The sequence below is a fragment of the bacterium 336/3 genome (assembly GCA_001281695.1).
GTDB lineage: Bacteria > Bacteroidota > Bacteroidia > Cytophagales > Thermonemataceae > Raineya.
In genome coordinates, this window is sequence record LJIE01000001.1 from 2,048,519 (window position 1) to 2,075,058 (window position 26,540).

At 33.8% G+C, this 26,540-nt stretch carries 28 protein-coding genes and 1 pseudogene; 11 read left to right on the forward strand and 18 right to left on the reverse strand.

Annotated elements, in window-relative coordinates; genetic code table 11:
- Positions 1-2 precede the first annotated feature (2 nt).
- Positions 3-773, forward strand: a complete 771-nt coding sequence (locus tag AD998_09470) for a phosphosulfolactate synthase (GenBank protein ID KOY86341.1) — start codon at positions 3-5, stop codon at positions 771-773.
- A 45-nt stretch (positions 774-818) separates the two neighbouring features.
- Here the strand turns inward: AD998_09470 and AD998_09475 are convergent, their stop codons facing one another.
- Positions 819-1,037 carry a hypothetical protein gene (locus tag AD998_09475; protein KOY86342.1) on the reverse strand — a complete coding sequence of 73 codons (219 nt, stop codon included), beginning with the start codon at positions 1,035-1,037 and terminating at the stop codon, positions 819-821.
- A gap of 64 nt (positions 1,038-1,101) precedes the next feature.
- Between AD998_09475 and AD998_09480 the strand changes: the two genes are divergently transcribed.
- Positions 1,102-2,121, forward strand: coding sequence for a hypothetical protein (locus AD998_09480; GenBank protein KOY86343.1), 1,020 nt, complete (start codon positions 1,102-1,104; stop codon positions 2,119-2,121).
- Between the two features lie 6 nt (positions 2,122-2,127).
- Positions 2,128-2,559: a hypothetical protein gene (locus AD998_09485; protein KOY86344.1), complete on the forward strand. Its 432-nt coding sequence runs from the start codon at positions 2,128-2,130 to the stop codon at positions 2,557-2,559.
- Here AD998_09485 and AD998_09490 read toward each other — a convergent pair.
- The 5 genes and pseudogenes from AD998_09490 to AD998_09510 form a co-directional block, all read right to left on the reverse strand.
- On the reverse strand, positions 2,556-3,923 hold the full coding sequence (locus AD998_09490) for a hypothetical protein (protein ID KOY86345.1): 1,368 nt from the start codon (positions 3,921-3,923) through the stop codon (positions 2,556-2,558). The two genes, AD998_09485 and AD998_09490, sit on opposite strands and share 4 nt — an antisense overlap.
- Before the next feature lie 101 nt (positions 3,924-4,024).
- On the reverse strand, positions 4,025-4,642 hold the full coding sequence (locus AD998_09495) for an NADH-ubiquinone oxidoreductase (GenBank protein KOY86346.1): 618 nt from the start codon (positions 4,640-4,642) through the stop codon (positions 4,025-4,027).
- Positions 4,643-4,659: 17 nt separating this feature from the next.
- Positions 4,660-5,256, reverse strand: a complete 597-nt coding sequence (locus AD998_09500; GenBank protein ID KOY86347.1) for a hypothetical protein — start codon at positions 5,254-5,256, stop codon at positions 4,660-4,662.
- 13 nt (positions 5,257-5,269) lie between these two features.
- The gene (locus tag AD998_09505) at positions 5,270-6,040 is read right to left on the reverse strand and encodes a hypothetical protein (protein ID KOY86348.1); all 771 of its coding nucleotides are present in this window, start codon (positions 6,038-6,040) and stop codon (positions 5,270-5,272) included.
- An 862-nt stretch (positions 6,041-6,902) separates the two neighbouring features.
- Positions 6,903-7,685: pseudogene (locus AD998_09510) on the reverse strand (hypothetical protein).
- A gap of 149 nt (positions 7,686-7,834) precedes the next feature.
- Between AD998_09510 and AD998_09515 the strand changes: the two are divergent.
- On the forward strand, positions 7,835-8,191 hold the full coding sequence (locus tag AD998_09515) for a MarR family transcriptional regulator (protein ID KOY88131.1): 357 nt from the start codon (positions 7,835-7,837) through the stop codon (positions 8,189-8,191).
- Here the strand turns inward: AD998_09515 and AD998_09520 are convergent, their stop codons facing one another.
- The 5 genes from AD998_09520 to AD998_09540 form a co-directional block, all read right to left on the reverse strand.
- Complete coding sequence (locus AD998_09520; protein KOY86349.1) at positions 8,192-8,851, reverse strand: hypothetical protein; 660 nt, start codon at positions 8,849-8,851, stop codon at positions 8,192-8,194.
- 4 nt (positions 8,852-8,855) lie between these two features.
- Positions 8,856-9,554, reverse strand: a complete 699-nt coding sequence (locus AD998_09525; protein ID KOY86350.1) for a hypothetical protein — start codon at positions 9,552-9,554, stop codon at positions 8,856-8,858.
- The gene (locus AD998_09530) at positions 9,551-10,534 is read right to left on the reverse strand and encodes a radical SAM protein (GenBank protein ID KOY86351.1); all 984 of its coding nucleotides are present in this window, start codon (positions 10,532-10,534) and stop codon (positions 9,551-9,553) included. Before AD998_09530 ends, AD998_09525 begins: the two co-directional genes overlap by 4 nt.
- An 85-nt stretch (positions 10,535-10,619) precedes the next feature.
- Complete coding sequence (locus AD998_09535; protein ID KOY86352.1) at positions 10,620-11,795, reverse strand: hypothetical protein; 1,176 nt, start codon at positions 11,793-11,795, stop codon at positions 10,620-10,622.
- 110 nt (positions 11,796-11,905) lie between these two features.
- On the reverse strand, positions 11,906-12,550 hold the full coding sequence (locus AD998_09540) for a hypothetical protein (protein ID KOY86353.1): 645 nt from the start codon (positions 12,548-12,550) through the stop codon (positions 11,906-11,908).
- 205 nt (positions 12,551-12,755) lie between these two features.
- On the opposite strand from AD998_09540, the gene AD998_09545 reads away from it, so the two are divergent.
- The 6 genes from AD998_09545 (at position 12,756) to AD998_09570 (ending at position 16,659) form a co-directional block, all read left to right on the forward strand.
- A complete protein-coding gene (locus AD998_09545) occupies positions 12,756-12,998 on the forward strand; it encodes a hypothetical protein (protein KOY86354.1) in 243 nt (80 codons plus the stop codon).
- Between the two features lie 124 nt (positions 12,999-13,122).
- Positions 13,123-13,683, forward strand: a complete 561-nt coding sequence (locus AD998_09550; GenBank protein KOY86355.1) for a chemical-damaging agent resistance protein C — start codon at positions 13,123-13,125, stop codon at positions 13,681-13,683.
- A 68-nt stretch (positions 13,684-13,751) separates the two neighbouring features.
- On the forward strand, positions 13,752-14,312 hold the full coding sequence (locus AD998_09555) for a chemical-damaging agent resistance protein C (GenBank protein KOY86356.1): 561 nt from the start codon (positions 13,752-13,754) through the stop codon (positions 14,310-14,312).
- A 42-nt stretch (positions 14,313-14,354) separates the two neighbouring features.
- On the forward strand, positions 14,355-15,425 hold the full coding sequence (locus tag AD998_09560; protein KOY86357.1) for a restriction endonuclease: 1,071 nt from the start codon (positions 14,355-14,357) through the stop codon (positions 15,423-15,425).
- Positions 15,426-15,459: 34 nt separating this feature from the next.
- The gene (locus AD998_09565; protein KOY86358.1) at positions 15,460-16,020 is read left to right on the forward strand and encodes a chemical-damaging agent resistance protein C; all 561 of its coding nucleotides are present in this window, start codon (positions 15,460-15,462) and stop codon (positions 16,018-16,020) included.
- Between the two features lie 114 nt (positions 16,021-16,134).
- Positions 16,135-16,659 carry an HNH endonuclease gene (locus tag AD998_09570; GenBank protein KOY86359.1) on the forward strand — a complete coding sequence of 175 codons (525 nt, stop codon included), beginning with the start codon at positions 16,135-16,137 and terminating at the stop codon, positions 16,657-16,659.
- Between the two features lie 36 nt (positions 16,660-16,695).
- On the opposite strand, the gene AD998_09575 is transcribed toward AD998_09570, so the two are convergent.
- The 6 genes from AD998_09575 to AD998_09600 all read right to left on the reverse strand — a co-directional run bounded on the left by AD998_09575 (position 16,696) and on the right by AD998_09600 (position 24,420).
- Positions 16,696-17,814, reverse strand: coding sequence for a hypothetical protein (locus tag AD998_09575; GenBank protein ID KOY86360.1), 1,119 nt, complete (start codon positions 17,812-17,814; stop codon positions 16,696-16,698).
- Between the two features lie 152 nt (positions 17,815-17,966).
- On the reverse strand, positions 17,967-19,286 hold the full coding sequence (locus tag AD998_09580; GenBank protein ID KOY86361.1) for a ribosomal protein S12 methylthiotransferase RimO: 1,320 nt from the start codon (positions 19,284-19,286) through the stop codon (positions 17,967-17,969).
- Positions 19,287-19,384: 98 nt separating this feature from the next.
- Positions 19,385-20,215, reverse strand: coding sequence for a hypothetical protein (locus AD998_09585; protein ID KOY86362.1), 831 nt, complete (start codon positions 20,213-20,215; stop codon positions 19,385-19,387).
- A gap of 102 nt (positions 20,216-20,317) precedes the next feature.
- Positions 20,318-22,159, reverse strand: coding sequence for a glutamine amidotransferase (locus AD998_09590; GenBank protein ID KOY86363.1), 1,842 nt, complete (start codon positions 22,157-22,159; stop codon positions 20,318-20,320).
- Between the two features lie 31 nt (positions 22,160-22,190).
- Complete coding sequence (locus tag AD998_09595) at positions 22,191-23,609, reverse strand: hypothetical protein (GenBank protein ID KOY86364.1); 1,419 nt, start codon at positions 23,607-23,609, stop codon at positions 22,191-22,193.
- Positions 23,590-24,420 carry a glycogen synthase gene (locus AD998_09600; protein ID KOY86365.1) on the reverse strand — a complete coding sequence of 277 codons (831 nt, stop codon included), beginning with the start codon at positions 24,418-24,420 and terminating at the stop codon, positions 23,590-23,592. Before AD998_09600 ends, AD998_09595 begins: the two co-directional genes overlap by 20 nt.
- 136 nt (positions 24,421-24,556) lie before the next feature.
- Between AD998_09600 and AD998_09605 the strand changes: the two genes are divergently transcribed.
- On the forward strand, positions 24,557-25,405 hold the full coding sequence (locus AD998_09605) for a pantoate--beta-alanine ligase (protein KOY88132.1): 849 nt from the start codon (positions 24,557-24,559) through the stop codon (positions 25,403-25,405).
- On the opposite strand, the gene AD998_09610 is transcribed toward AD998_09605, so the two are convergent.
- Positions 25,402-26,445 carry a hypothetical protein gene (locus AD998_09610; GenBank protein KOY86366.1) on the reverse strand — a complete coding sequence of 348 codons (1,044 nt, stop codon included), beginning with the start codon at positions 26,443-26,445 and terminating at the stop codon, positions 25,402-25,404. The two genes, AD998_09605 and AD998_09610, sit on opposite strands and share 4 nt — an antisense overlap.
- Positions 26,446-26,540: the final 95 nt, after the last annotated feature.

The following is a 26,540-nucleotide window of genomic DNA, read 5'->3' on the forward strand; positions in this document are numbered from 1 at the left end:
TAATGAATTATAACCTTCAGCATGTGCCTGAACGTTCAGGCAAACCTCGTCAATCAGGTCTTACGATGGTAATGGATAAAGGATTGAGTGTAAGAGAAATCGAAGATATGTTAGAAGTAGCAGGCGATCATATAGATGTTGTGAAACTAGGTTGGGCAACCTCTTATGTTAGTGCTAATTTGCAAAGAAAATTAGATGCTTATAAAGCAGCCAATATTCCTACTTATTTTGGAGGAACTCTATTTGAAGCTTTTATCGTTAGAAAACAATTTGACGATTATAAAAGATTGATCGACAGATACCAAATGCCTTATGTTGAAGTTTCTGATGGTTCCATTGAACTCCCACACGAAGAAAAATGTAATTATATCAGTGAATTAGCTAAACAAGTTACAGTACTTTCTGAGGTAGGTTCTAAAGATGCTGAAAAAATATTGGCACCTTATCAGTGGATTGAACTTATGCAAGCAGAATTGCAAGCAGGAGCTTGGAAGGTAATAGGTGAAGCGAGAGAATCAGGTACTGTAGGGCTTTTTAGAGATTCTGGAGAAGTACGCCAAGGACTTGTGAAAGAGATTATTCACACTATTCCAGCTGAGAAAATTATTTGGGAGGCACCTCAAAAATCACAACAAGTTTGGTTCGTAAAACTACTTGGGGCAAATGTAAATCTTGGAAATATAGCTCCCAATGAAGTGATATCTGTAGAAACTATTCGTTTAGGGCTACGAGGAGATACATTTAGTCATTTTCTCCCAAAAGAACTTTTATAAAACAGAGGCTCGTATTGTTACGAGCCTTTTTTCTTTATTAATACATTAGTTTTTTTTAGTAGGATAATCTTCATAAAAAGCCTCATCAAAAGTTAAGTGACTAGGCTCACCTTTTTTGAGTACAATCAAAATTAAACCAATCACAATAAGAGGAGAAAATAAGTACATGATAGCTGTAATGTACTCTGGTGTCCAGTAGAGTGTAGTGGCATATATCAAAAGATATATGGTAGCTAAAAAAATGGGAATACGAATCTTTTTCATAACAATAAACTTTTACTAATAAGCTGAAAGTCATTATCTTTGTTTTTAAATTCTGTAAATAATTATGATTGATATACCTAGGTATTACCAGCTCTTAGGAGTGAATGAAAAAGATAGTCTGGCTAAAATCAAACAAGCCTATTTTGATAAAACCAAAGAAATTCATCATCAATATGCAACATCTCAGGAGGCTCAAGAAGCTTTTATAGCCCTTACAGAGGCTTATGAAGTAGTTTCAGGAAAAATGCAAAGGAAACTCAAGTCAAAAAGCTTTGATTATGAAACTTGGATTAAAGAAGTGAAGAATAAAGCAGATTTTTATGCTGAGAAAAAACATGAAGACTTTGAGAAATTTATCAATGAAGACTATAATTATCTGGCTCTTGTAAGAATAGGGGGAATGGTTGGGATGATATTAGCTTTAACTTTTATTCCATTTATACTGTATATAGGATATGTCAAAGATTTTTTCTGGGGTTCTGTTTTTGTAGTAGTCATTACACTTCCAATTACAGGTCATTTGGTATATTATGGGTTAGATAGCTTAAAAATGGGAAATTTAAATGATGCTATACAAACTATTGTTACCAATATAATATTTCAAATAGTTGGATTAAGTGTAATCAATGTTGTTGTTTTTTTAAGAATAGGTTTACAAACGCTTATTACACTACAAACTTATGCATTAATATATCTTTTGTCAATACTTGTTGCTTTTGTTGTTGCACAATGGGTATATCCTCTTAAAAAGACATCTAAAAAATATCTTTATATATTTGCTTTAGTACCTTTTGTAATGAGTTTATTTTTATGTTTCAATTATTTTTTTAGCTCATATCCTACACAAGAAACCTATCAATATCATGTTCATTTACAATATTATAAAAATAGGAGACCTAAAGTAAGCTCAAAAATTACATTAAAGTATGATGGATATGAGAAATATGGTGAGTACATAGGCTTACAAGTTTTTTGGGACTACAAACCCATAGAAAGCTCAAGTAATATTCGTTATACATTTAAACAAGGGCTTTTTGGTATCAGAGTTATGACTGATTATGAGTTTTCTCCTGATGAAAAGTAAAAAATTATGCCAAACTATATCAATTACATCAACATTTTAAAACACCCACAATTTGCATTTTGTCAGCCTACAGCTGATACAGATGTGGCATGGTTTTATTTGAATTCCACAGAATCTATATGGCATGAGATACACATAGATTATTTTACTGTCAAAGCCTCTATACATTATTTTATTAGAAAAAATAAAATAAATCTGCACATTGAAATACCATTTGAAACCCCTTTGCCTGAACAAACTCCTCAAGAAAGAGAAGAGCTTGCTTGGCAGAGATTTTCTATCTGGATAGATACCCCTCAAAATGCTCAAAGCTATACCTCAAAACCAAAAGAGTCTTTGAAATATAGTCTTTGGGATACATTTGATAAAGGTTTTTTCTTTGATTATCAGGAGGGTATGTTACTGGGTTTTTATACTAATTTTTGGGATGCTGATTAAACGCTAGTTTCTTCTTTACTTTTAAATAAAAAATACACAGGCACACCTGAAAGAATAATCAAGAAACCATAACGAGTATAAGGGATTTCTACAAGCCAAATAATACTGATAACAGTTACCAAAATAAGATACAAAGCAGGCAAATAAGGGTATAACAATGCTTTATATGGGCGGGGAGCATCTGGCATTTTTTTACGTAAAATAAAAATTGCTAAAATCGTAAGGAAATAGAAAAGCATCACAGCAAACATTACATAATCTAATAAGTCGCCATAAGCACCTGAAAGGCACAACACCGAAGCCCAAGCTGCTTGTACATACAAAGCATTCTGAGGTACATCATTTTTGTTTAGTTTACCCAAAGCCGAAAAGAAAATGCCATCTTTTGCCATTGCATAATACACTCTTGCCCCAGAAAGAATACAACCATTATCAGAGCTAAACGTTGAAACCATAATCAAGACACTCATCAGAATCAGACCGACACTTCCAAAAACACTGCTGATAGAGGTAGTTGCCACCAATTCGGCTTTCTGAATCTCAGGTAAGGGGAGAGCCACCAAATAGCCAATGTTGGTAAGGAGATAAATAACTGTAACAAGCCCTGTTCCAAGAGCTAAACTTCTGGGAATAGTTTTTTCAGGGTTTACAATTTCATCACCTGCAAAACTAATATTATTCCATGCATCACTCGAAAATAACGAGCCTACCATTGCCACAGCAAAAATAGGCATCATGGCTGTCCAAGAAATGTTTTCAGGCATTGACCAATATTTTCCAAAATTTTGAGCAATGGCTTCAGGATTACGTCCAAAAATGAAAATAACAATGAGTAAAACAAACAATGCTATCATCTTGGTACTTCCAAACCAATTTTGAATGAGTGTGCCATAGCGTACACCTTTACTATTAATAAAGGAAAGTAACCAAATAATACCAATTGCTAAAAGTTGATTAGAGCCTACTTTAAACTTGCCTAATTCAAAAACGATATTAGTCTTATGAAACAAAGGAACAAGCTCTCCAAAGGCATTAGAAAAGGCTACAGCAACAGCTGCGATTGTTCCTGTTTGGATAACTCCAAGAACTGTCCAACCATACAAAAAGGCAACAAGTTTATTATATGTTTTTCGTAAGAATACAAACTGTCCACCTGCTTGGGGCATCATGGCAGCCAACTCTCCATAACTTAAAGCTCCTGTCATGGTGATAAGCCCTGTAACAAGCCAAACAAGCAATAACAATGAAACAGATTGAACTTTTTGTGCAATGCCCGCACTGACAATAAAAATACCGGAGCCAATCATGGTGCCAGCTACCAGCATGACGGCATCAAATAAACGAATTTCTTTACGAAAAGACATACAATAAAATTTGGATAGTAAAACCTTTGAGTTGATTTTAGGCAAAGGTATAAATTATCTCAAGCTCTCCAAAAAAATGCCTTTTTTGCAAAGAAAAATAATCACCTTCTAATCACCTTAAAAGCCATATCCCTACCATGTCCTTGCATAATAGCTAAATTTATCCAAGCGAGTGCAAAAGACTCAAGCAGAGCCACTTTGTCATCACCTCCAAAATCCCAACATGCTCCAAAACCTGCATCTAAGGCTAATTGTTTAGCTACTTCTTTGCCTTTTACAGAGTTTCCAGCCACAAACATATCAATGCCTTCACCTTTGTAAACAGGGTTTTGCATATTTTCAAAACCTGTTGAGTTAAAGCATTTTACAATCTCTGTTTCAGGTAAAAAATGTTTAAGAGCTTCAAAAGAACTTGTAAAACCTTCGGGGCGTGTACGAACAGCATTCATGGCATCAATGACTATCTTACCTGAAACATAAGGCTTAATTTGCTCTGCAATGCTTTCAGAGGCTTGTGGAACGGCTGCTATCAAAATAACTTCAGCTTCTTTTGAACTATCTACAAGGGTATGTAAACTTGTATTTGGGTTTTCCAGAAGGTGTTTGTCTTCAAATTTGGAAAGGTCTCTTGTACCTAAAAATATTTGGTGTCCTGCTTTAGCCCATTGTGTAGCCAAAGCTCCACCTACATTGCCTGTTCCAATAATTGCTATTTTCATAAAAAATGAGGTTTGAGTTAAGAATTTGAAATTTCGTTGGATGTTATTTTTTCAGGGATAAAATACATAATTGGTACAATCAGAAGCAAAATGTAAGAAATATATACAGACCACCATCCCACAATTGCTGCTGAGGCATAAATACAAACAGCCAGAATATTCTTCTTTAAAATTCTGACCTGAGTTTCTTTTCTTACATGCTCCAATAGTAAATTTTTACGAACAGCATAACCTCTTAAAAAAGAGAATGAAAGTGCATTCATTAAAAATATAAGACTATAAATGCTAATATTGAGTGCAAGTGTTGGATTGGCTCCCACTAAATTTGTTCCAAAAGGAACAAGACTCATCCAAAACAATAAATGGATATTATACCAAAGGCTTTTTCTATCAATCTGTTTGATTTGATGAAATAACTGATGATGATTGACCCACATGATTGCCAGTGTCAGAAAACTGAGCATATAAGAAATGATTTTTGGATAAAGTTTGAGAAACTCTACCCAAAAATGATGTTCATTTGGAACTTCATTCATTTTTATATCAAATACCATAATGGTGATAATAATGGCTATAATACCATCACTGAAAGCCTCAAGCCTGTTTTTTGTCATAAATAATATTTATTTATTTACGTATTTGATAGGATAGCCCAAAAGTCAAGATACTGTCAAAATCTTTCTGCCCTAAGGTTACCACACTTTCATAAGTATAAAGATAATTTGCGGTAAAACTGAATTTTTTAGTCAGAAAAATATCCAAACCTGCTTCTGTTTGCCAACGCAGATTGTTTGTCTTTTCTACTGAAGGCTGCAAAAAACATTCATAATGGAAGTTGATCTTATCTTTTACAATTTGGTGCTTTCCAAACAACCACACAGTAGCACGAGGAGTTGCTATTTTTTCAGAGCCATCATATTCATTTTTGTTGAAAAGACTTTTGCTGAATTCTGTTTGTTCATAAACGCCTGATAAAGCTACTTTGAGGGTAGTTTTTGAGCTTCTTACAATCTGCCAAGTAGCTCCTATGCCAGTAAAATATCTGAAATCAATATTTCTTCTAAAACTTTTAGAAGCAAAAAACATGACAAAAGGATAAACCGTTCTTTGTGGTTTCCAGTAGATAAAATTTCTACTGGATAAATCCTCGTCTGCTTTTTTATTGAAAAAGGCTTGATACAAATAAGCATTTTGTGTTTTAAATACAAGGTGTTCGATAGGAGCTACTGTCAAATCGAGTTTGTTTCGGGTGGTAAACATGGCTACATTTCCAGTTTGCCAAGCTCCTGTGATAGCCAATCGGGTTTGTAGACGAACTGTATCACTTTCGTTGATTTGGGAATATCCATAAAAGGATACTCCCAAAAAAATACCTATCAGAAATAAATATCGTATCATATAACAATAAGAGAAAATTATTTATACTAAAACCTTATAGGTTTTGATGGATTTTTTACAATTATATATGCTGATTTACAAACACTTAAAATGTAAACCTATAAGGTTTCTGTTGTTTATTTAATAATAGTTTCAGTTATTTCAAACCAGTAAGTATTTTTACAAACTCAGTAGGATTGACCACAAAAGGCAAATGAGATGTTGGCATTTCAAATGTTTTAGTGATAGTGCCATTGGCTTTGACCATTCTTTTCTGTAAATCATAACCAACAGCATTGTCTTTGGTGGTATGGATATAATATTTAGGTACTTTATTAAATTTAGCTGTCAAAATAACTTTTTCGCCTAAAGGTTTAGCTGGTTCAGCTTTATGGTATTTGACAAGCACTTCTTTCATAAAATCAGGGCAATCAGCACATACAGCTTCTGCAATCATGTCTTTTTTGATTTTGGCTTCTGCAAAATCAGCACTAAATTCTAAAGCTCCACCTACTTTACTTTGCGTATCTGTTTTAGAAAGGCTTAATAAATCTTCTCCATTTTTAGGTAAATAAGCAGAAACATACACCAATTTGTCAATTTTATTAGGAATATTTTCAGCAACCTGAGAAACAACAACACCAGCCATAGAGTGTCCAACCAGAATTACTTTTCCTTGTTGTGCATTGACAGCATCTGTAACTGTTTTTACATAATCTACAAGGCTTACCTGATTAGAAGCTGTTAAATCAATACCATGAGCAGGTAAATTAACCACTACCACATTAGCATTTTTAGCCAATTCATTTCTTACAAAACCCCAAGCACTTTCATCTGCCCAAGCACCATGCACAAGTACATAGGTAGGATAGCGTTTTTTGTCTTCTTCTAAAGCTTTTACAACCAATTCGGCAGCAGCAGCACCCGAATTTTGTTGCTGTCCTGTAATCAAATTGCCATCACGTACAGCAAATGACGAAAAAGGAGCACCTATTACAAATTTGCTATTAGACATTTTACGAGCTTCATCCTCAATCCTGAAAGGCTGAATCTTCATGCCTACATAGTTGTCTGCATATTGCTCTTCGCTGCTGGCAAATCCAGTCCATTTTTTACCTTCCACCAAAAATTTACCATTAGAGAGCTTAGTATTCAATAAAATACAAGTTCCATGACAAATAGCCGCAGAAGGTTTACCAGTTAAATAGAAATCAGCAAAGAATTTTTCTATTTCAGCGTTTTTATACATGGTGTACATAGGTCCTTGACCACCACATACAAAAATAGCTTTGTAATCGTTAGGGTTTACAGTAGATATTTTTTTCGTGTTTTTCATCAATTCCATTTTACTGGGGTCTTTTTTGAAACCCAAAGAAATGTAATCGAAGGCTGCATATTTGCTGGCATCTTCAGGATCACTGAAAGCGTCAAATTTTACTTCTCCACCATTCAAACTGGCAATATCTACACTATAACCAGCTTCACTAAATACCCAATAAGGGTGTGTAACTTCGGCATACCATACACCAATGGGCCAACCTGTTTGTTTGGAAACAGAAGGGTTGGATACTATCATCAGGATTTTACCCTGATTGCCTGCATTATGTTGTCCAAAAACATTGATGGAAAAAAGCAGAGCAAAAAAACTTACAATAATTTGTTTCATGACTTTTGAGGTTTAATTTTTCACCAAAATAAATAGGTGTACTCTCTAAATTCAAGAGTTTAACCCAAAAGTGCGATACATACTTTTTGGAAAGTATGGGAAATTTATCTAAAATAGATACTTTATTTGTATCTAAAAGAAATACAACTATGCCCGATTTTATTTACAAAGGAAAAGTGTACTACAATCCTGTTCAACTTGCGATGGAGCAAATTGGAGGAGTTTGGAAAATGCCTATTCTTTGGCGTTTGCAAGATGACAATGTAATGCGTTATGGAGAGCTAAGAAAGTCTATCAAGCATATTTCAGATAAAATGCTTACTACACAATTGCGAGAATTGGAGACAGACGGCTACATCCATAGAGAAGTATATGCTGTAGTGCCTCCCAGAACGGAATATAGACTCACAGAAAAAGGGAAAAGCGTAATTCCTTTGATTATCCAAATCAGAGAATATGGACTGGAACTGATGAAAGAAGAAAATATTAGCTATATAAAAGAATAATCAGCGAAGGAACTTTGGTTTCTGAAATACCAAAGTATCTGTTTTTTTTACAAAAAAGCTATCTTTTTGAATAGTAAAATGAGTTTTAGAAATAAGTAAAGTTTCTTTTTGAGTGAGTTGTTCGGGAGGATAGTAAAACTGCTTAGAATGGGTAATAAATGAGCTATCATTGATTTTTTCTGTATAACTATCCCAAATAAAACCCATATCTCCCCAGTTATGGACTATATTTTTCTGAATAGATTTGCATTTGCCTAAACTATCAACAAGCCATAAATCAGCTATGATAGCACCATTTCCTTCTTGTCTTAAAATAGCAAATAAATGACTGTTTCTAAACCTTCCAAAATACCCATAAACATATAATTTACTGGTATAAACATCATAATTAAAATCTGCCAAGCCTAATGTAAAAAGTTCTTGCTCGTTAATTTTATGATTTTGAAGGGTATTAAAATTGATGTAATCCTGAGGCAACTCAATTTTTTTCAAATTTTTATATTTTGCTTTTTTGAGCAGACTGTCCAATAGTTGTTTGCCTGAGAGTGCTTCAGCATTTTTTTTGCTTTGTTTGGTTGTATCTATTTGGGTATTCTCTTGTTTTTTTTGGTTTTCACAAGAGAAAAATATTATTGATATTATCAAAAGCCATTTTGCCATAAAACTAAAATTTTAACTCTTTATAAGCTAAAGTATCAACTCTTTTTACAAAAAAACTATCTTTTCGAATATAAAAATAAGTTTTGCTTAAAAGTAAAGTGTCTTCTTTTACTGGAATCTTATGGGTACATAAATTTTGTGTAATAAATAAACTATCATTTTCCCTGACTGTATAAGAAATGTCAAATATTCCCATATCAGCAAAATAACAAGCCAGATCCTTTTGTATGCTAATAATTTTCCCCAAAGAATTTACCATCCATAAATCGGAGGCAGATACACCATCTCCACCACGTCTTAAAATTATAAATAAGTGCTTATCAAAATATTTTCCTAAATAGGCATAAACATGAATATCTGCGATAAATACTTGATATGATTCTAAAACACCCAATTCTTCGCATAAATTCAGAGATAATTTTCTTTCATTGTTTTTATCTTCACTCCAAAAGCCATATCCATACCCTTTAGGTATTTCAATCTTTTTCAAATCTCTGTATTTTGCTTTTTTGAGCAGGCTGTCCAATAATTGTTTGCCTGAAAGGAGTTTAACAGTTTTAGGTGTTTCTTCTTGGGCTTGTTTTACAGTATCTTTCAAGGGGATAGAATCCTTTGTTTTTACAAAACTTTCTTTCGTGTCACTTTTAGGAGATGCACAAGCAACACACACCAGAATAATCAGAATATAAAAAAGTAGTTTCATACCTTCAAGAGTTGTTTCCAAGTTCCTTTGATGCGATTGTATTTGAGGGTAGAGGGGAGGGCTTTCCACCAATATTTAGAAATCTCAACTGCAAAAGAGGGTTGCATGTAACAGTTTATCACACAGCCCTCACAGGCAGGTAATCTGCCTTCTTGGGCAATTATTTTTTGTACTTTTTCAGATTTGTAGAGTTCAAACAAATTGTTTTCAATGGGTAATTCTTCAACACCCAAATGATAACAAGGTAAAATGAGTTTGTTTTCAGGAGAAATGACAATTGTAGAACTACCAGCCCTGCAAACAGGGTTATTGATATGGTTGCCTCCGTCTTTTCTGAGGGCAATAAAGCCTTCGTTTAGGTAAATATTCTTTTTTCGTCCCCAATGGCTTATTTCCTCCAAAGCCTTTTTGGTAAACTGGTTTCCCACTTTTACTTCATTGTACTCAAAAGCAGGGTTTAAAATAAGAATCAGGTTATTAGGCAGGCAAATATTTTTCCAAAGTGGCTCAATATGATGCAAATTGTGTTCAAAAACCGTAAACAAAATATCAGGGCGTTCACCTAGATTTTTAGCAATTTCAATGGATTTCATCACAGATTCAAAACACTTCACACCTCGCATTTCATCGTGTTCTTCAGCAACTGAGGAATCCAGAGAAAAATGCAACATATCTACTTTTCCTTTCAACCTTTCAGCTAATTTTGGATAGAGTAAACCATTGGTTGTGAGAGTAGTAATGAAACCTAGATTTTTGGCTAATTCAAGAATTTTATCAATTTCTCGATGTAACAAAGGCTCTCCACCTGTAAAATCAATGACCTTAACACCCAACTTTTTGAGGTCTTTAAGGTTTTTTTCAGCATTTTCGAGTGTAATATATGGCGAAGGGCGTTCCCAAATATCACAAAACCCGCAAGTTGCATTGCAACGATATGTAACATAGTAATTGCAAAGTATGGGTTTTGTGGTTAAACGCATATTTGAATGATAAATGTTTGAATGCTAAACGCTAAATTTTTTATCTGGAATCTTATATCTTTTGTCTATTTTCTAAAATCTAAAACTAATAATTTCTTACCAATCCCCTGATATTCCAAATATTATACAAAGTTGTTAAGGCAATAAAACCCAATCCTAAGACCAAAACCAATGGTTCAAACAGAGTTAAATGTCCCACACCTCTTGATTGCATGTAGCTATAAAAAGCATAAATAGATACACCAATGAGGATAATTCCCAAAACTCCATAAAAAGCAATAAAACGTAAAAAGCTTTTATTGAGATAACCAGAAATCATTTGATGTGTGTAACCCAATTGCATCAAAAGTCTGATTTCATCTTTTGATTCACTTAAAATGAGTTTAAAACTCATAGAAATAATCACCAATGAAAGTAACACAAAAGCTACTCCTAAAACACCCACAATACCCAAAACCTCCATCACTTGTCCTGCTATTTTACTCAAAAGAGTTTTTTCTGTATTTACTTGTAAATTCTTGGTTTTAAGATATGTAGCAAGTTCTGGACTGGCAGGGTTTTTTGCTTTGATAACAATTCGGGCAGGGTCTTTGGTTTCACTTGACCCAATTTCTTTGTTTGCCCAATCCAAAAAAGTTTCAGGGACTAAAATAGAGGGAATGCGTTCCTCAAAACCTACAATTTTCAGTTCGATATTTCTTTCACCTTTACTGCTATAAATGCGAGCTTTCAGAGCTGGAAAAGTGGGTAACAAACTTTCACTGATGAGGGGCAAATTCTGTGAAGGAGCATACACAAAATTGTATTGGTCAACAAAATCTTTGGGAATAATCACAGGTACAAACTTATCTGTGGGTTGCCAGTCCCAATTATTTGGGATTTTTCCCAGCATTTCTTTCTGAATGCTTTCAAAAAATAATTCAGTTTGGAATTGGAGATAGTCATTTCCGTATGCCCAAACTTTAAAATTTCCTGAACGAAACGAAGCCATCTTGTCTGTGAAGGGTTGTTTTTGAATATCTTGTAAGTCTTCTTGCGAAAAAGTAGAAGCTCCCAATACATTTAAAACGGTTACTTGTTTGCTGACAATCAGATAATCAGGGAGCTCGGTGTTATTGCTGAATGTTTTTTGGATTTGTAAATACACATAAAATGAACTAATAAGTAATACAAAGCCTAATAAAAAGCCAATTCCTGCAAATAGAAATTGTTTTTTGTTTTTTTGAGAACGAAATATTTTAGAAAGAATCGGATTGGTCATGTTTAAAATGGTGAATGCTAAATGTTAAAATAGTAAATGTTTGAATGCTAAACACTAGTTTTTTTATTTGGAGTCTTTTATCCTTTCTCTTGCATCTTTTTTCCAAAAAATCATCCCAATAACTTTTTTTCATCAAATTGCAGATGATATTCATAGCCTAAAGAAGTCATTAGGATAGAGGCATTTTGATCTTTTGCTTTTTGAGCAATCAGTTTGGAGGCTTTTTGAATATTCTCTTCATCTAAATGACTAAAAGGTTCATCTAAAAGAAGAATTTCAAATGGCTGAATCAGTGAACGAATAATGGCAATACGCTGACGCTCCCCATACGAAAGTGTGTGGGCTGGTTTGTGAAGCACATGTGATACACCTAAAAGTTCAGCATGTTGTTTTAACTCATCATCTTTATTTTCAGGGTACAGGCTTGCTTTTACAAGTAAATTTTCCCATGCTGTAAGCTCCAGAAATAACCTTAAATCCTGAAAAACAATAGAGAGTTGTTTCTGCCTAATCACAGCCCATTCATCTACAGAAATACTTTTTGTATCTTTGCCATTGAGTTTTACATGACCAGTAAAATCGCTTCTTAATCCATAAATAATATGCAAAAAAGAAGATTTTCCCTTACCTGACGGTGAATAAACCTGATAACTTTTATGTGGTTGAAGTTCTAAATGGGTTTGCCACACCTCCGATTTGGGATTGGCAACTCCATGTAAAGGTTCAGGTACTACATTTTCAAAATGAATGAGCATAAGCTGGTAAAATCAATAAAAAATTTAACTTTGTATGTTAGTAATAAACAACTATTACAAATATCTTGCCTATAAGCCAAAATAGTTTTCGGATAAAAAGCGTTTTACAAATAAACTTAAATTTTACTGAAAATAAGAAACAAGCCCACAAAAAAAGTTGTTAAGTTAGTAATCAAAAAAAAGTTTTAAATCAATAAGAAATCACATGAAAATTCCAGCTATCAAAGAATTAGTAGAAAACCAGCCTTTAGAAACACTTAGAATGGCTGAAGAGGCTCTAATCAATGAAGAAACACCCCAAATAGCTATCAAAGGAGATGATGAAGGAGAGCAACTCACTCATACCATCGCAGCCATCTGGATTATTGAAAAAATGCAAGAGGAGCAATTAGAGTTTAAAGATGCTCTACGTAAATATACCGAAATGGTACGTGGTTGTATCAATTAATACAAACTATTTCGTGATATTCAAATAAATTTATACATTAACACTTAAAAAATTTGCAAAAATTACGAAAAAGCCTTTTTTTGTGGAATATTTTAAGCAATAATACTTATAACACTATTTTATTATGTCCATAGAACTCTCTAAAGGAGCAAGATTAAATCTAAGTAAAAAAGAGCCAAGTCTTAAAAAAATAATGATTGGTTTGGGGTGGGACTTAAGACCAGGCAATGTTGTAGATTTGGATGCTTCCGTTTTTATGATTGGCAACAATGGGAAAATTCCTGCTGATGAGTACTTTGTCTTTTATAATAATCTTAAATCACCTGATGGAGCAATACAACACACAGGCGATAATCGTACTGGAGTAGGAGATGATGATGATGAGATGATTTTGGCTAATCTTCCAGCTATCAATACCAATATCAAAGAACTGATTTTTGTTGTTAGTATCCATGAAGCTCAAGAAAGAAAACAACATTTTGGATTGCTTAATAATGCTTATATACGCCTTGTAGATGTAGAAACTAGCAGAGAAATTGTACGTTTCAAACTCGATGAAGCCAATATGAACTTTACAGATATGGAATTTGGCAGACTAAAACTAGAAGAAGATGGCTGGCATTTTGTAGCTACAGGTGTTGGTTCGGGTAAAGGCTTACAAGGCTACGTAGATATATACGCTTAAAATTAATAGACTACCAAAATATTCAAACCAAATAATTCTTAATTCATCACTCAAAAATCATCATTTATATGGCTATTTCTCTAAAAAAAGGCAATACTTTTAATTTGACTAAAAAAGAACCTACACTTAAAAAAATATTGATAGGCTTAGGTTGGGATGTAAAACCTGGTAATTCTTTAGACCTCGATTCATCTGTTTTTATGTTGAATGCTTCTGGAAAGCTACCTGAAGATGGTTATTTTGTTTTTTATAATAACTTAAACTCTCCTGATGGCTCTATCAAGCATACAGGTGATAACCGTACAGGTGCAGGAGACGAAGATGATGAAATGATTTTAGCTAATTTGGATGCTATTGGTGCTAATATCCAAGAAATTTTAATTACGGTATCTATCCATGATGCAGAGGCTCGCCGTCATAATTTCGGGATGCTTGCAGATGCTTATATTCGTATTTTGGATGTAGAAACTAAAAGAGAAATCTTACGCTACGACTTGGATGCTGAATACCCTACCAACACAGATGTAGAATTTGGCAGATTGCGTAAAGAAAACAACGAATGGATATTTATAGCATCAGGTATTGGAGCAAATAAAGGCTTACAAGGTTATGTAGATGCTTATGCTTAATAGATTTACAGATTGAACACACCACTTAAATAATATAAATTTATGGATTTCAAAGATGAAATAAAGGCTCTTGGAGACCGAATTTTAAGCCTTAAAGAACAAGTATCCACAGAAGAAGCTACTAAAACGGCTTTTATTCTACCTTTTCTACAAAAGCTGGGCTATGATGTTTTTAACCCATTAGAGATAACAGCAGAATTGGTGGCTGATATTGGTATAAAAAAAGGTGAAAAAGTGGATTATGCTATTTTAAAAGATGGTAAACCAAGTGTTATTATTGAGTGTAAAAGTTGGAAAGAAAAACTGGATGTTCATACAACCCAATTACACAGATATTTTCATGTAACTGAAGCCCGATTTGGAGTTTTAACAAATGGAATAATATATAAATTCTACACAGATTTAGAAGCTCCAAATAAAATGGATGAGAATCCATTTTTAGAAATAGATATAACAAGTTTTACAGAGCTTCAAGTGAATGAACTTAAAAAGTTTCATAAATCTTATTTTAATTTAGAAGAGATTTTGACAAGTGCAAGTGATTTAAAATATACAAATCAGTTGAAAAACCTTCTAAAAAAAGAAATGGTAGAATCTTCTGCTGATTTTGTTAAATTTTTTACAAAACAAATATATTCAGGTGTTGTTACTCAAAAAGTAATAGACCAATTCACAAGTATTGTAAAAAAAACATTCCAACAGATTATTAGTGAAACAGTTAATTTAAGATTAAATCAAGCTGTAATAAAAGAAACAGAGACATTACAAATAGCAGAAATACCTAAATTAGATGTTCAACAAAATGGAGATGATGAAGCCTCCAAAATTATTACAACAGAAGAAGAATTAGAAAGTTTTTATATTATAAAAGCTATACTTAGAGTTAAAATAGACTCAAACCGAATTTTTTACAGAGATACACAAAGTTACTTTGGTATTCTATTAGACAACAATAATAGAAAACCTATTTGTAGGTTGCATCTTAATGGTTCAAAAAAATATTTAAGTTTGTTTGATGGGGAGGGACGTTCAGAAAGAAAAATAGAAATACGTACAATTGATGATGTATATCAATATGCTGAAATTCTAATAACAACGGCTTTATCCTATTAATATAAAACGTTTAAACACATAATTATTATAAAATATGGCTATTACACTCAAAAAAGGCAACACTTTCAATCTTACAAAAAAAGAACCTACGCTTAAAAAAATTATGATTGGTTTGGGTTGGGAAGTAAAACAAGGCAATGCGTTGGATTTAGATGCTTCTATTTTCATGATTAATAGCAAAGGGAAATTGCCTCAAGATGAATATTTCATTTTTTATAACAACCTTCAATCACCTGATGGGGCAGTTAAACACACAGGCGATAACCGTACAGGTGCAGGAGATGATGATGATGAAATGGTTCTTGCCAATTTGGATACTATTAGCTCAAATGTTGCAGAAATCCTGATAATTGTAAGTATCCATGATGCAGAGACTCGCCGTCACAACTTTGGAATGCTTTCAGATGCGTATATTCGTATTTTGGATATGGAAACAAAAAGAGAAATTTTACGTTATGATTTAGATGCAGAATACCCTACCAATACAGATATCGAGTTTGGTAGATTGCGTAAAGAAAACAACGAATGGATATTTGTAGCATCAGGAATAGGTGGAAATAAAGGTTTACAAGGTTATGTAGATACATACGCTTAGGTGTTTTTACCAAATAATACCTAAGCTAAAAAGATGTTTGGCAATATTTTTGTTTGAAAAAAGACAAACTTTTAAAACAAAAATATTATATTGCAAAAAACCATTCATACAGTTATGGGTAAGGTACTTATACTTAATCAAGATTACTCAGCTTTGACAATTTGTAGTATCCAAAAAGCATTTATTTTGGTATATCTCAATAAAGCTGATATCATTTCGGAGTCTTCGCAGGGAATACAAACGATAACACGTACATTTCCAAGACCTACGATTATTCGTTTGCATAAATATGTAAATCTTCCTTACAAAGGAGTAATATTGAGCAGACAGAACATTTTTAAACGTGACAATCACCAATGTCAATATTGTGGAGCTACAACAGATCTCACACTTGACCACGTATTGCCTCGTTCTCGTGCAGGTAAGTCCTCTTGGACAAATCTTGTTACAGCTTGTAAGGCTTGTAATTCTAAAAAAGGAGATCTTACTCCAGAAGAAGCAGAAATGCCACTTCCTCGTAAACCTTTCAAACCTTCTTTTATTATGTTCTTGAGAGATTTCTCTGGAAAAATAGAAAAAGATTGGGAAACCTATTTGGGTAAAAAAAGTAAGGAAACCGAAGAAGTTTATAAAGACTAAAAAGCCTGATGAGTGTGTATCATCAGGCTTTTTATTTTAATTGGCGTATGTAAAATTTACATTACCATCTGTATCTTTGGGAGTATTTTCAGGAATATCTTTCAGTGCCCAAAAAGTTTCGGTAGGGGTTACAATGCTATAATGGTGATCATCTTTATCCATGCTTGCCATACCTGGTCTGCGGATATTTGGTAGAACTTGTACCGAATAAATCTCTTCGACACTGGTTTCGTATTTAATATAACCCACAATACTTCTTTGTGGTAAATACATAATGGCTATACCGGCAAATACTGATTCTTTGGAGATGGGTAGATCTTGGAAAGTTTTGCTTGTTGTACGTAATTTAGAAAGACCTATAAATGCGTAGTCTTCATAGATGCTCAAACCTCTCACAAAACCAGGGAATTTATACAAAGCTTCTTTTTTTCCTGACTGTGGGTCTATTTCTATAATTTCTCCAGTAGCAGATTGTAAAACCAATACTTTCCCATTGTAAATTTTGGGTGTATGAGGCATTCCTAATTCATTAGCAATAATTTCATTAGAATCTACATCTATCAAAACGCCACCTTTTACTTTGTTTTCACGCCACTTCATAGGCTCATCTGTTGTACCCAAAGCTGTTACATATTTGGGTTTTCCATTTTCCATAGCCAAACCATTGAGGTGGCAACGGTCACCAGGCTCTAATTTAGAAATGAATTTAGGTTGCCAACGAGGTTCAAAACTATAATGGTCATTGATGAGTGAAAGACAAGAAAACTGTGTATTAACAGCCCACAGACCTTCTGTACCCCATTCTAAATCATGCAAATCTAAGATACCTGTATAATAAGAAGCCCTAGGAACATACAGAGTTTCATAAATATTGGGTTTGGCTGGATAACGAGGAGCAAGGCTTTTATCATGTCCATACACAATCACACTATTTTCTGTGGCAATAGCTAGATAATGATCTTTCAAAGCTATTCCCATTGCTTTCTTGAAATTCCTTGGTAACTGAACAAGATTCTCTTGGTTTACTGAACTCAGGAAAATCATTTTACCTGCTTGGTAAGTACTTAATATAACAGAGGCATTGAGTTGCCACAAAAATTCAGGAATATTGGGAGAATGGGTACAAGTAAAAGGAGGGTGGGGTTTATTTGACATAAGCAATATGATTTATAAATTATAAGTTGTGAGTAAAACTTGTTTAATATTTTCAACTAAAATTATTCTTGAGAAAAAAAAGGATGAAAGAACAAAGAAATGTCAATCATCCTTTTTCTATATTCTTTTTTCAAAAAATAAATAATAATAGCTTATTGAGCAACCAAATCGCCAAATAAATCAAATTCCTGTGCTTCTTTGACTTTCACTTGAGCAAAATCTCCAATACGCAAATAAGTGTTTTTATCAGCTTTTACCAAAACCTCATTATCTACTTCAGGAGAGTCAAACTCTGTTCTACCAATAAAATAACCACCTTCTTTTCTATCAAAAAGCACTTTATAAGTTTTACCTATTTTCTGTTGATTAAGCTCAAAAGAAATATCTTGTTGCAATGCCATGATTTCAGAGATTCTTTCTTGCTTGATTTCATCTGAAATATCATCAGGCATGGAGAATGAATGAGTATTTTCTTCATGAGAATATGTAAATACACCCAATCTATCGAAACGCATTTTCTCCACAAAATCGTACATTTCTTCAAAGTGATTTTCAGTTTCATGTGGATGTCCTACAATCAGAGTGGTACGAAGAGCAATATCAGGCACTTTCTGGCGAATTTTGTCAATCAATTCCTCCGTTTTGGGTCTTGTGATACCTCTACGCATGTGTTTCAGTATTTCCGTTGAGCCATGTTGCAAAGGCATATCCAAATAGTTACAGATATTACTTTTATTTTTAATTACATCCAAAATTTCTAATGGAAAGCCCGCAGGATAGGCATACTGCAAACGAATCCAGTCTATACCTTCAACATCAGAAAGGCGTTCTAACAAATCGGCTAAAGTACGTTTGTTATTGATATCCAGACCATAATAAGTTAAATCCTGAGCAATTAAAATGAGCTCTTTTGTCCCTTTCTTAGCAAAATTATGAGCTTGTTCTACAAGTTGCTCCACTGGTCTGGAAACATGCTTTCCACGCATGAGTGGGATAGCACAAAACGAACAAGGGCGATCACAACCTTCCGAAATTTTGAGATAAGCATAATGAGCAGGCGTAGTAAGCAAACGTTCACCTACAAGCTCATGTTTATAATCAGCTTTAAGAGTTTTAAGAATACGAGGTAATTCATTTGTTCCAAAAAAAGCATCTACTTGTGGAATTTCTTTTTCCAAATCATCTTTATAACGATGTGATAAACAGCCTGTAACATATAATTTATCAATCAAGCCCGACTCTTTGGCATCTGCATATTGCAAAATGGTATCAATGGATTCTTGTTTGGCATTGTCTATAAAACCACAAGTATTGATGATGATGATGCCAGCATCATCTTTTTTGGATTCGTGGCTTACGTCAAATTTATTGGCTTTGAGTTGTGTGAAAAGTTCTTCTGAGTCCACCAAATTCTTGGCACATCCCAACGTAACAATATTCACTTTATTTTTTTTGATGGTTTTGGTCTTCATACAAGCAAAAGAAAATTTTGCAAATTTAGTAAAATAACCCCAAAAAGCACAAAAGGCTTGAAATTAATTTCAAGCCTTTGAATATGAGTTTAAAAAAATTATCTTTTTTTAATAGGAGTTATGAAGCCAAATGTGACATTTTCTTGTAAAAAGAAGAAATTCTGTTTTGCTCTATCGCCTAAATTTTTGTTGCGTGTAATAATATCTGGCATGTCTATCCAACCACCCTTCAAATTTGTTTGAATAAATACTTTTTTGAAAAATACAAAATTTAAGCCTAATCTTGGAGCTATTCCAAAGCCTGCCAAATGAAACTCATCATTCCTTGGATGGTTAAACAATTTAGCATTTGTTTTAGGAACCAATGCCCCTATAGACAATCCAGCCATAGCTTCTACTTGGAAATGCCTTTTTGGAGATGCATACAAATTAGTGGTATAGGCTCCTTCTATGCTTACATAATTTAATCCATCTGTATGCTCAAAAGTCAAAAAGTCTTCTGTAAGAGTTGTAGGCTGATTGTTATAAACAGTCTTATAAGGATTCCCTACTTCATTGATATAACCATCAATATTAGCAACTTGGTTTTGTTGCATTACATACTTCATGTGATCTATATTTAATGAAATACTAATATTATCATTAATATAATAACCTGTTGTAAAATTATATTGAGGGATAGAGAGTTTGACTAAACTAAAATATGTTTCCCAACTAAACTTAGTGGGAGCATCTTTTGCCACACTATTTTTTATTGTAAAATCATAGTCTTTTCCAATAAAGTGTAAATTACTTTTGGTAAATTCGGCTCTATTATAACCCCAATTAAATACTAAATTCCCTTTTCTACTAAAATTCGGCTTTGTATTTTGTGCAAATGTGATAAATCCAAAAATACAAAAGAGTAAAGTTATATATATAAATCTCATAAAAATGATTTAAAAAGAAAAACCTTATAGGTTTTAAGCAATTTTGATTATCAATTGTTTAAAACCTATAAGATTTTCATGTAAAAAAAATCTTGTTATTTACTATTCTACTGTTACAGCCTTGGCTAAATTGCGAGGTTGGTCAACGTCTTTACCCAATGATACAGCCACATGGTACGAAAGCAACTGCAAAGGCACAACCGTTAGAATAGGAGAGAATGCTTCATGAACTTGTGGAACATTGATTGTAAATTCAGATAAACGGCTGATTTCAGTATCACCTTCTGTTACAACAGCAATAATTCTTCCTTTTCGAGCTTTTATTTCTTGGATATTACTAACTATTTTTTCGTAAGAACTATCTTTAGGAGCAATAAATACAACAGGCATTTGCTCATCAATGAGAGCAATAGGACCATGTTTCATTTCTGCGGCAGGATAGCCTTCTGCATGGATATAAGAAATTTCTTTGAGTTTTAAAGCACCTTCTAAAGCTACAGGAAAATTATAGCCTCTACCCAAATACAAGAAGTTTTTAGCATCCTTAAATTCTTCTGCAATATAACGAACTTGCTCATCAGTAGTTTTCAAGATGTGCTCTACTTTCTCAGGAATGCTACTAAGTTCAGCAATCATTTCCTGAAATTTAGACTCTGTGATAGTTCCTTTGGCTCTGCCAATAATGAGAGCCATCATCGCAAGTACTGTTACTTGTCCCGTAAAAGCCTTTGTACTGGCTACGCCAATTTCTGGACCAGCATGGATATAAGCTCCTGAGTGTGTGGCTCTTGGAATAGAAGAACCTACTACATTACATACTCCAAAAATGATAGCTCCTTTGCTTTTAGCAAGCTCAATAGCAGCCAAAGTGTCAGCAGTTTCACCAGACTGAGAAATGGCTATAACAATGTCATTTTCGTTGATAACAGGATTTCTATAACGGAATTCAGAAGCATATTCAACTTCTACGGGTATTCTTGCAAACTCCTCAAATAAATATTCAGCTACTAAACCTGCATGCCAAGATGTTCCACAACCCACAATCACAATTCTTTGAGCATTCATCAAGCGTTGTTGGTATTCTATCAAGCCTCCTAAAACTAAATGGTTTTTATCAGCATTGATACGCCCACGCATACTATCACGTAATGATTTGGGTTGTTCAAAAATTTCTTTAAGCATAAAATGCTTGTAACCACCTTTTTCTATTTGAGTAAGCTCCATATCCAATGTTTGGATATAAGGTGTGATAGGTAAGTCTTCAACAGTACGAATTTGTAATTCTCCACCACGAATCACGACGATTTCATGGTCATTCAAATACACAACTTTTTTTGTATATTCAACAATAGGAGTAGCATCAGAGGCTAAAAAATATTCACCATCCCCAACACCTACTACCAAAGGGCTACCTTTACGAGCTGCAACCAATTGTGTACTATCTTCTTTAGAAATAACCACAATAGCATAAGCCCCTACAACCTGAGTCATAGCAAGTCTTACAGCTTCATCTAAAGAGCATTTTTCATGTTCTTTGATGTGTTCTATCAGATAAATAAAAACCTCAGAATCAGTATCACTATGGAATGTATGTCCTTTGCTAATCAAATCTTGTTTGAGAGAAGCATAGTTTTCAATAATTCCATTATGAATAATAGCCATGTTTTTATTGGCTGAGTAATGTGGGTGAGCATTGGTATCATTAGGTTCTCCATGAGTTGCCCAACGAGTATGTCCGATACCAATATGGCTATTGAGGTGCCCTTCGTTTTTTAAAGAGGCTTCTAAATCAGCTACTTTTCCTTTCTTTTTATATACATTGAGTCCTCCATTTAGTAGAGCAACCCCTGCACTGTCGTAACCTCTATACTCCAAACGCTTTAAACCATTGATGATAACTTGGTAGGCTTGGCGATGTCCTACATAAGCAACTATTCCACACATAAAAAATTAGAGAGTTAATGATGTTTAAAACTTACTTTACAATGGTATAAAACACTCGTAATCGCATAGGTTGTTTAGGATGATTGTAACCACCTAATACAAGTCTTGAAATACCTGAGTTGCCCAAATCAGATGCTAAAACTAATCCATTATTTGGTAGTTTATTGCTTCCTTTATAACGGGGGTTGAGCTGATTCAAATAATATTGAATGTATGAAGTAATCTCAAAATTATAAGAATTACTCAGCCCACTAAGGCCAACATTTAAAGGACTTGCTAATCCAAAAGGACTTGCACCTTCTACTTGCACTCGTTGAAGAAGAGTATCTTGAACAGCTACTCTAAAAAGAGGGTCGGTAAATCGGAAGTAATATTCCTTTATTCTACTATTTTCATCTAAAATTTGTAATTCTAATCGCCTTGGAGTTCTGATAAAATCATTAAAAGTATTTTCAATAGGAGCAACAATTAAGTCAGCTCTATTGATAGCAACGGTTTGATTTTGAACAAGTTTTCCTAAGTCAGGGAAAGTAATTTTAGTTCTAATACCCAAAGACTCTTGAATATATGTTAGATTTTGAGTTTGCCCAGCAGGAATGGTTTGGTAACTCTGATTCAAAGAAATTAAAGGAGTACTTGCTCTATTGGCTGTTACACCATTAAATCTCAAAGAATTATATCTTTCGCCTACAATATCATTAGTAGATGCTGCATTTCGTACAGAAATACGATATGTTTGTTCAGAGCCATTATCATCTATATATTTGATTTCAATGGCAGCAGGAATGCTACCAGTTACTCTAAAACCCCAAATAGCTTCTCCACCTTGAGGTACTAAAGCGAAACCTTTGACAAAGTTATCTAATTCAGATTGTTCTAAAGAATCAGCAGCATTGTTGTTTACAAGAGTAATGATGTTATCTCTGAAACTATCAGGTAGAGGAATTTCTAACTTTCTAAAGGTTGTAGCTTCCGAGCCCTTAAATGTATAACTTGCTACGGGTGTTGGGTCGTAAGCAATGGCATCTTTGCTGTAATAAACTCGACTGGGGTCTATAAAATTATTGAGCTTGTGTAAGCTAAGTGTTTGATTTTGAGTAGTATCTCCATACGAAAAACTTACAGGAAGTGAAAATACAGCCGATTTGAACTGTGGATTAGACCCAAAATTGAAAATTTTGTTGAAAGGTTGTACTGCAAAAAAAGCAGAAGCCTTGATTTGTCCTAAATGAGAGTCTGTGTATTGCCCTGCCAATAAAACTTCTCTGTTTGTTGTATTGATAGGGTCAATGAGAATTGTAGATGTTTCAATTGTAATGTCATCAGTGAAAACAACCCCAAGATTTTGGGGTTGAAGTTCACTACCTATAGAGGTAGATTTATTACAAGAAAATAAAATTGTGCTTAGGACTGATAATGAAAAAAAAGTTTTAACAACTGCTAAGTTCATGGTATAGATTGTAGTAAGAGTCTGAAAGAGCTTGGTTTTGTTCTTCTGAGGCAAAAGGAATATGGTTTATTTTACACTCACATTCCATTTCAGTTAGAAGTGATTGTAATTTTTCGCTGTACTCATCTTCGGCACTCACCACCATATCAGCATATTTGATGCCAGTTTTTACAATATTGACAAAAGTTGCTTGTTGTAAATGAGCAATCATGTCATCATCAATATCAATCATGCGAGCTTTTTCTGCAAAATCGGCACTGAATTGATGTGAAAATGCATTGTTGTAAACACTAAAAACAGATTTGGTACTTTGAAAGATAGGGTCTTTACGATAAGTTGTTTTCAAGTACATGGGAATCAGACTTGTCATCCAGTCATTACAGTGGATAATATCAGGCGACCAACCTAATTTTTTAATAGTTTCAAGAACCCCTTTACAGAAGAAGATGGCTCTTTCGTCATTATCAGCATGGAAACGATTGTCTTTGTCCACAAATACTGATTTTCTTTGGAAGTAGTCTTCATTATCAATGAAATATACTTGTAATTTGGCACTTGGAATAGAAGCCACTTTGATTGTGAGTGGTTTTTCTTCATCACCAACCGAGATATTGATGCCCGAAAGCCTGACTACCTCGTGTAAACGATTCTTTCGTTCATTGATAATTCCAAATCGAGGAACTAAAATCCTGATTTCCATGCCCCTTTCCTGCATGGCTTGTGGGATTTGTCTGACAAAGTCGGCTACTTTAGTGGTTTGTAAGAAGGGGTTTACTTCACTGGCTACGTACAATATACGGAGTTTTGACATAATATAGGGATTACGTACAAAAAATTATTTCGGGTGCAATTTACACAAAAAAAATGAAAAAGCATTTTTTTTATTCAAAAATACTTCAATATTGCAAACATAAATCGTAATATGCCCATATTCTGCTCTTTTCATGATGCAAATATTTCAAAATATTTCAAAACTAACAGAAATGCTTCTGGTTTTGCAACAACAATCACAAAAAATAGGTTTTGTCCCTACAATGGGAGCTTTGCATCAAGGGCATCTTGCACTGATTAAACAAGCCAAAGCCGAAAATGACATAGTTGTTTGTAGTATTTATGTGAACCCAACACAATTCAATAATCCTGACGATTTGGCAAAATATCCTCGTATCCTAGATGCTGATGCAGAAATGTTGCGTTCTGTGGGTTGTGATATCTTATTTGCACCCATTGATGCAGAAATGTATCCAGAGCCTGCCAAAATTAAATTTGATTTTGGGTTTTTAGAAACCACGATGGAAGGAAAGTTTAGACCAGGACATTTTAATGGAGTGGCATTGGTAGTTTCAAAACTCTTTCATATAGTTATGCCACATAAGGCTTATTTTGGTCAAAAAGATTTACAACAGTACCTTGTTATCAAGCAACTGACCAGCGATTTGTCTTTTCCTATTGAGATTGTACGATGCCAAATTGTCCGTGAAGAAAATGGCTTGGCGATGTCATCACGGAACAAACGTTTGAGTACGGAACAAATACAAATAGCTTCCAATATCTATAAAGCTTTGCAAATGGCTGAAAAAATGCTTAACACACACTCTCTTGAGCAGATTCAAGAGCAAGTCCAAATATTTTTCGCTCAAATAGAAGGCATTGAATTAGAATATTTTGAAATAGCAGACGCTCAGACTTTAGAAAATATTCCAAACCTACAAAAACATTCAAAAGCAAAAGCGTTGTGTGTTGCTGCTTTTGTAGGAGAGGTTCGTTTGATAGACAATCTTTGGGTAGACGCTTAATTTTCCTGAATTTCTTTCATTCTCTTAAGCAGTTTTTCTTGAATATAATCTTGAAAAACTGTTTCTTTTTCTAAAAAACGAACATCAATTCCCATACTAAAAAATCTATCTTTAAATATTTCAGGAATAATTATTTCTTTGAGTTTCACGGCATCTTTTTCTGTACAAACTAGATCACAATCAGGATTTTGCTCAAGGAAATTAATAAAATGCTGTGTATCTTTTTCAGAGAAGAAATGATGGTCGGGGAACATAAAATGATGGCGTACATCAAACAAATATCTCATATCTTTTTCAAAATGAGCAGGTTGAGCTATGGCCGAAACCAATGCCACGTTTTTAGAACAGACTTTTTCTTTCAGAAATAAACTTTTTGGACTTGAGTAATCAAAATAGGTGAAGAAAATAGGGGCATGAGCATTATATTTTTGAATATTTTGAATAATATTTTGTTGCTCATTTTCTGATAAACTTTTGGGGCATTTGGTTACCAGAATGATATTGGCTCTTTTTGCCGAATGTCTACGTTCACGCAATCTGCCCACAGGAAAAGGATAATCGTTGTAAAACAGTCTTTTATAGTCTGTGAGCATGATATTAATATCTGGTTGAACAGGGCGATGCTGAAAAGCATCATCCAATAAAATTAGATTTACTTCAGGATGGTCATGTAAAATATATGGTACAGCCAAAGCTCGTTCTTCTCCTACACTAATAATTATGTTTTTTCCAAATTTTTCATAAAATTGCATGGGCTCATCACCAATTTCTATACTGGAAATTTCAGGATGAGCCAACAAAAAACCTTTGGTTTTTCTACCATAGCCTCTGCTGAGAGTAGCGATGGAAAAATGATTTTGTAAAAAACGTATCAGATATTCAATGTGAGGTGTTTTGCCCGTTCCACCAACAGTGAGGTTACCTACACTAATCATGGGAACCTCAAAACGAAAGGAACGAACTTTTTGATGGTCATAGAGCCAGTTGCGTATATCCATGATGCCACCATACAACCACGAAAAAGGTAGAAAAAACTTCATAAAAGAATGAAAATGAAAAAGTTTAATAGAATATTTGAATAGTACGTAACATTTTTACGAAGTAAGATTCTTGTTTTCGAAAAAAATTATAAATT